Here is a 6,753-nt window from a genome sequence, read left to right on the forward strand (position 1 = left end):
CTTCTTTTATAACAGTAACGAAGCAAACAAATTACCTGGTTTTATTTGTAAAAATTACAGTTATTAAGAGGAATCTATAAAACAATTGTAGAATTATAAAATACAAAGTTGAAAAAGTTACAAAGGAGCAGGTTAGGTGTGGCTGCTGTGATAGCGAAAGCAAAGATGAGGAATAAGCAGGTTTTACTAACTGAAAACATATTTGAACAGACTGCTTTTTGGGGATTGTGCTTACTGTTGTTTTTTTCTCCGTTTTTTAGGGGACTGTTTTTCCCGCAGGAGCAGCGAGTGGCTTTAATTGCAGCGGCTGCAATATTTTGGCTGGTTTGCCTTGCCGGGTACCAGAGAAAAAATCTTAAATTACATTCCTCTTCACTGGACTGCCTGATCCTGGGTTTACCACTTGTTTACATAGTATCTGCATTTGGAGCAGCAAACTATGCCCTGGCAGTGGACGAAGTGATTAAAAACCTGCTGTATTTCTTGGTGTTTTGGTCAGCAACCCGTGTAATAAATAGAGAAAGCGATATTGAAAAAATCTTTATCGTTACCTATCTTTGTGCCATTGGTGTATCACTGGCCGGTTTATTCACAGCATCCGGGTTCATAGATATTAAGGACGGCTTTCTGACAAGCGATGGCGGGACCATTGCCTCCACCTTTCAGTACAAAAATACCCTGGCTTCATTTTTAACCGCTTCAATTTTCATAGGTACTTACCTTTGGGGAAAGCAGAACAGTTGTCTGCAAAAAATTGTACTAATAGCGGGCAATTTCCTGCTGCTGACAGTTCTGTTCTCAACCCAATCCCACGGGGGATACATAGTATTTGGCATCTTTACTGTAGTATTATGGTTCCTTACCCCGGCCCCCAAAAGATTGGGCCTGATTATAAATACCCTTGCTTTAATTGTCTTCGGATTTATTGAAAGCAGATTGTTTCTTGCAAGCATAGCAGATAGGAACATAGGACTGGCCTGGTTTTGGCTGATCGGGGGCGCGGTGCTTATATCCGCCGGTCAATGGGCAGCAATAAAGTATATTAAAAACAGACAAAAACCCCCAATTTCATTCCGACAACTGGTAATTGCAACGGTCATAGCGTTTGCAATCGGTTTGGCGGTTATGGGCGCAACCGGCATGTTTCAAATCCTATCGGAGAAAATCCATGCCTTTGGCGCCATGGAACGTCTAACCATGTACCAGGACAGTTTAAAAATGATAAAGGAAAAACCCCTGCTTGGCTGGGGAGGGGGCGGCTGGTCAGAGGCCTATAGTATTTTTCAGGGGTATGGCTATACCTCTCGCCAAACCCACAGCTACTTTTTGCAATTGGCCATCGAAACCGGCCTGCCGGGGCTTTTCATAGCCCTTTCCATATGGGGTGTCTTTTTAATCAGAGCGGTTAAAATCTATAAAGCCTGCCAGAACAACAGCAGGAACCAAACCCTGGCAGCCGCGCTGATTTGCGCGGTACTGGCGATCATTGCCCATGCTCTGTTTGATTTTGACTTATCTTTGTCCGCTTTGACCATAGTCATGTTTACGCTTATGGCCTGCCTGCTTTCCCTGGACAAAAACGTAGAGGCAGTACAAGCAAAAACTTCACAGGCCGGTTGCGGGTACAAATTGGCCGCTTCTACCGCAGCCCTTTTGGTAATAATGACTGTTTCATTAACTTTAATTTCAGCCAGGCAGTACTCCGATGCAGCCCTTGAGGCAATCAACGTGCGTAACGGGGACAAAGCCCTGGTTAACATAGAAAAATCCATCAGTTTAAACCCGCTGGCGACAGAAAACGTTAGCCTGGCTGCCCAACTGCAGATGGCATTGGGAAACCGGGATAAAGCCATTGAGTATGGTAAAAAATCCGCAGCACTGGCCCGCTACAACCCGGACAGGCAGGTGGAACTAAGCCTTATCTATCTGCGGGCCAACCAAAATGAAGAGGCGGTTGCGGCCATTAACCAAGCTGTAGCCCTGGCCCCGCTTAAAACACAATATTACGAACAATTAGCCAATGTACTAACCAACGCTGCCATCAATGAATTAAAGGCGGAAAGATTTGCTGCGGCAGCTAACTACGCCAAACAAACCCTCGCCATCCCCGGGAAAATAAACAAAGTGTTAGATACTGTGTCCCCAGACAAGAAAAAGCTGTGGATATACGCACAGCCTTTAACGGTAACGAGCAGAATTAAATTGAACCTGGGCACTGCCAACCTGCTGCTGGGGAATTTTACAGAAGCTGACATGAATATTCTGGAAGCAGCCCGGGACCCGCAGGTTCAGAAAGACATCCTGGTGTGGCAGGCGCTGCTGGCCCAAAAACAAGGGGACCAAAATAAAGCTCAAGAAATCCTGCAAAATGCAGAAAAGGACAACCCCGATATTAAGAAACAATATGCTCTACTATCTTCGCTAAAACTTATTACGAAATAAATGATCTGCTGGAGGTGTTGGACTTGACTGGAGATCCAGCAGTGAAGCGGGCGGTGGAAATGTCCTTTCCCTCCTACGTGCCCACAGGCGGGACTTCCCCCGCTGCCAGAGGCCTGTTGGCCGTCCCTGCCCTGGTATTACTGGATGCACTGGCTATTGGCAGCAGCTTACTCATTGCCTATGCAGCCAGAACCTATGTATTACCGAAAATACTCCCGGGTTTTTTCAGGCCGGAGTTATTGGACAATACCCTGCAAAACCTGTGGTGGCTGCCTTTGGTTTTAATATCCTGCATGGCCTATGAAGACCTGTACCAAAAGCGCATGCCCTTCTGGAAAGAAGCAGAAAGAATACTTAAATCCTGTACCCTGGCGATGATCTTTTCCATCTCTTTGCTATACCTGGCAAAAATGACCGGGGAAATATCCAGGACCCTGGTAATAATCACCTGGTCAGCCACCATTGCCCTGCTGCCGTTTTTCCGGTACTTTGGCAAAAGGCTGCTGGTTAAGCTAAACATTTGGAGCAGGCCGGTAATCATTGTCGGCGCAGGCAAAACAGGAGAATTAATTGTTCAGGCCTTAACCAGGGAAAGCACCATGGGCTATGAAATTATCGGGCTTCTGGATGATAACAAAGAACTAACCGGCCTTGTGAACCCGCACTCTGAAGCGGTTATCCCGATTCTTGGCACCTTTGACGATGCCGAACGAATTATCTCTGCCACCAGAGTGCAGGAAATAATCGTTGCCGCCCCCGGACTACCCCCAAAACAACTGGTAGAACTGACCAACCGGCTGCAGCCGATGGTAAACAATGTCATGCTGGTGCCGGACCTGTTCGGCCTAGCGATGAACGGGATTGAAGTTGAATACTTCTTTGACGAACAGGCTCTGCTGCTTAACGTAAAAAACAAGCTTAAATCAACCTTAAACAGGAGCATTAAGAGGGCCTTCGACCTTGTCGTAGGTTTTACCTTATTACTGCTCTGTATGCCGGCAATGCTGCTTATCGCTGCGGCAGTCAAACTGGATTCCCAAGGACCGGCCTTCTTTGCCCAGGAAAGACTTGGCCAAGGAGGCTTCGCCTTTACCTGTTATAAATTCCGAACCATGTATGCCGAAGGAGATAAAGTATTAAAAAAGTATCTCCGGACAAACCGGCAGGCCAGAGAGGAATGGCAGGCATATAACAAATTAAAGAACTACGACCCCCGTGTGACCAGGGTGGGCTCACTGCTGCGCAGGTTCAGCTTAGACGAACTTCCCCAACTGATTAATGTAATATGCGGCGAAATGAGCCTGGTGGGACCCAGGCCCTACTTGCCCCGTGAAAGAAAGCAAATGGGCGCCTGGGCCCACGACATTCAGGTGGCCAAACCGGGCATCACCGGCCTCTGGCAGGTCAGCGGCCGCAACGAAATAGATTTCGAAGGCCGGTTGAAGCTGGACACCTGGTATGTCCGGAACTGGTCCTTGTGGCTAGATATAATTTTACTAATAAAAACAATAAAAGTGGTTATAAAGCGAGAAGGGGCTTACTAAAACGCAGTATGTACTAATCTAACATCAGTATTAACGTTATATGTAATTATTCCTCTTGCTAGTAAATAAAAGAAAACGGAGTGAAATATGATGAAACTGGTTGTCCTGGCTGGGGGAGGGGGAACTCGTTTGTTCCCTGTATCCAGAAACAGCTACCCCAAACAGTTCTTAAAACTGGCTAGTGATAGAGCGCTATTAATAGATACTATTAAACGGTTTGAAAAGAAAATTGCCCCTCAGGATATTATTATTGTTACAAATAAAGAATATAAACACCATGTACTCAACGAGCTAAAAACATGGGGTTTGGAAAAGGCCCACATTATATTAGAACCGGCATCACGTAACACGGCACCTGCCATCGCACTAGCTGTGCAATATTGTAAAGATGTGTTAAAAGCAGAGGATTCTCAGTGTATTTTGGTAACGCCCTCCGACCATATAATTTCTCCTGAGGAAGCGGTGCTTGCAGCGGTTGCCGAGGCGGAGGGGCTTGCCTTAGGCAAATATTTCATTACCTTTGGTATTGTGCCGGACAAACCTGAAACCGGCTATGGTTATATCAAAGCAGGTAAAAACAGTATAAAACCAGCCACAAATAGCTGCGCTTTTAGCTGTTCGTCTGCCCTTGAAGTAGAAAGATTTGTTGAAAAACCAGACCAAGAAAAAGCTGAAGAATATTTTGCCTCCGGGGAATACTTTTGGAATTCGGGAATGTTTGCCTTTAATATCGATGTTTTTATGCAGGAACTGGAAGCTCATTCCCTGATATTTGTCGGTTAATTAAAAAAGGATACCATCATGCCTTAGAAAACTTTGAACAAATGCCTAACATATCAATAGATTACGCTCTGGCCGAAAAATCAAGCAGAATTGCAGTTATTCCGTTACAATTAAAGTGGAGCGATGTTGGATCGTGGGATGCACTTTATGACATTCTGGAGAAAGACGGCAAGGGAAATGCCTTAAAGGGTGATTGTGTAGCCGTTGACTGCAGCAACTCGCTGCTGCTAGGCAGTGACAGGCTGGTTGCTGCCGTTGGATTAGAAGATACAATTGTTGTTGAAACCAACGACGTAGTTGTGGTGGCGAAGAAGGGGGAGACCCAGAAAATAAAAGATTTGGTGGGGCTTTTGAAGAAAAGCTGCCGAAAGGAAGTAAATGAACACACCACAACATACCGTCCATGGGGTTCATATACCGTTTTAACCGAAGGCAGCGGGTTTAAGGTCAAACGAATAATGGTTCTTCCGGGAGAACGATTGAGCCTGCAAATGCACTATCACAGAAGTGAACACTGGGTGGTTATTGCGGGTACCGCCAAAGTAACCATTGGGGAAAAAGAAATCATGGTACATGAAAGCGAGAGCGTTTTTGTCCCTAAATCCACAAAACACTGTCTGGAAAACCCGGGCAAAATACCCTTGGAAATTATCGAGGTACAGACCGGAGCTTACCTTGAAGAAGACGATATCGTAAGGTTTAACGATATTTATGGTCGTATTAACTAACACACCGGTTTGGGAGAAACATAAATGAAAGTTGCACTGGTACATGATTGGCTGACAAATTTCGGAGGGGCAGAACGGGTTCTGCAGAGCTTTCACCGGGTGTTTCCGCAAGCACCGGTTTACACGGTTTTCTATGATCAGTCCCGCCTGCCGGAAAGCTTCAAAGATTTGGATGTCAGGACTTCCTTTTTGCAAAAGATCCCTTTCGCAAGAAAGAAGCACCAGTGGTTTTTGCAATTTATGCCAATGGCTGTGGAACAATTCAACTTATCTGAATATGATCTGGTGCTTAGCTCATCGACCTGCTGTGCCAAAGGAATCATTACGGGCGCGAATACTTGCCATATATGTTACTGTAATACTCCTATGCGGTACGCCTGGGACTTTTATCATGAATATACCGATAAAAAAGGACCACTTATGCGAGGGTATATTGCCTGGCAGATGAATCGTATAAGGCAATGGGACCGCACCAGTGCAGACCGGGTGGATTATTTTCTAGCTAATTCACGTAATGTAGCACGGAGGGTCAAAAAACATTACCATCGTGATTCCCATATCATTTACCCGCCGGTTGATACTAATTATTACCGTCCATATGGCAACGAAAGAAACTTTTTTTTGTGTGGCGGTAGGCTTGTAGGATACAAAAGAATAGATCTGGCAGTAGAAGCCTTTTCAAGGCTTAAGCTTCCCCTTTGGGTCGCAGGCGATGGTGAGGAATATAAAAAATTAAAAACGATGGCAGGTTCCTGTGTGAAATTTCTGGGTAAAGTTAAGGATTCAGAATTACGTAGCTTATACCAACAATGTCGGGCCTTTATTTTCCCAGGAGAAGAAGATTTCGGTATTATGCCTGTAGAAGCCCAGGCATGTGGCCGCCCGGTCATAGCATTCGGCAGGGGAGGGGCCCTTGAGACTGTAGTTGAGGGACAAACTGGTATCTTTTTTAAGGAACAGAATGTGGATTCACTGGTGGAAGCTGTTAAAAGGTTTATTACTGTAGAAGCAACTTTTTCACCAGAAATCACTAGCGTTGCATAAAACTTTCGCATAAATTAAAAGGTAATAATTGGAAGATATAATTGTATAATTTTGTAATTATTTGGGTGTATACACCAATTAACCCATTTTACTTTATGCTAAAGGAACAACCACTTAAGAGGTAGTCCTTTAATCCACATTTTTACAAATGATGTAATTCCTAGGCTATTATCGGGTCGTAAGTTAAATCATCCAGGTGGTCTGCTTCACCT

The 6,753-nt window shown here is 45.0% G+C and carries 5 protein-coding genes; all 5 read left to right on the forward strand.

The features are described 5' to 3' along the window. The first annotated feature begins 288 nt into the window (after positions 1 to 288). The 5 genes from P378_RS16575 to P378_RS16590 all read left to right on the forward strand — a co-directional run bounded on the left by P378_RS16575 (position 289) and on the right by P378_RS16590 (position 6,541). Positions 289 to 2,442, forward strand: a complete 2,154-nt coding sequence (locus tag P378_RS16575; RefSeq protein ID WP_238473362.1) for an O-antigen ligase family protein — start codon at positions 289 to 291, stop codon at positions 2,440 to 2,442. 14 nt (positions 2,443 to 2,456) lie between these two features. Next, positions 2,457 to 3,986, forward strand: a complete 1,530-nt coding sequence (gene wbaP / locus P378_RS16580) for an undecaprenyl-phosphate galactose phosphotransferase WbaP (protein ID WP_238473363.1) — start codon at positions 2,457 to 2,459, stop codon at positions 3,984 to 3,986. An 87-nt stretch (positions 3,987 to 4,073) separates the two neighbouring features. After that, positions 4,074 to 4,769, forward strand: a complete 696-nt coding sequence (locus P378_RS22375; protein WP_238473364.1) for a mannose-1-phosphate guanylyltransferase — start codon at positions 4,074 to 4,076, stop codon at positions 4,767 to 4,769. Positions 4,770 to 4,810: 41 nt separating this feature from the next. Beyond that, positions 4,811 to 5,497, forward strand: coding sequence for a cupin domain-containing protein (locus tag P378_RS22380; protein ID WP_238473365.1), 687 nt, complete (start codon positions 4,811 to 4,813; stop codon positions 5,495 to 5,497). A 24-nt stretch (positions 5,498 to 5,521) separates the two neighbouring features. Next, entirely contained in the window at positions 5,522 to 6,541 is a 1,020-nt protein-coding gene (locus P378_RS16590; protein ID WP_099083996.1) for a glycosyltransferase, read from the forward strand. The last annotated feature ends 212 nt before the right edge of the window (positions 6,542 to 6,753 follow it).

Source organism: Desulforamulus profundi, assembly GCF_002607855.1.

What these genes read in the sequence shown, in the direction of transcription:
- P378_RS22375 (WP_238473364.1), top strand. Translation starts at nt 4,074, where the DNA reads ATGATGAAACTGGTTGTCCTGGCTGGGGGAGGGGGAACTCGTTTGTTC.
- P378_RS22380 (WP_238473365.1), top strand. Translation starts at nt 4,811, where the DNA reads ATGCCTAACATATCAATAGATTACGCTCTGGCCGAAAAATCAAGCAGA.
- P378_RS16590 (WP_099083996.1), top strand. Translation starts at nt 5,522, where the DNA reads ATGAAAGTTGCACTGGTACATGATTGGCTGACAAATTTCGGAGGGGCA.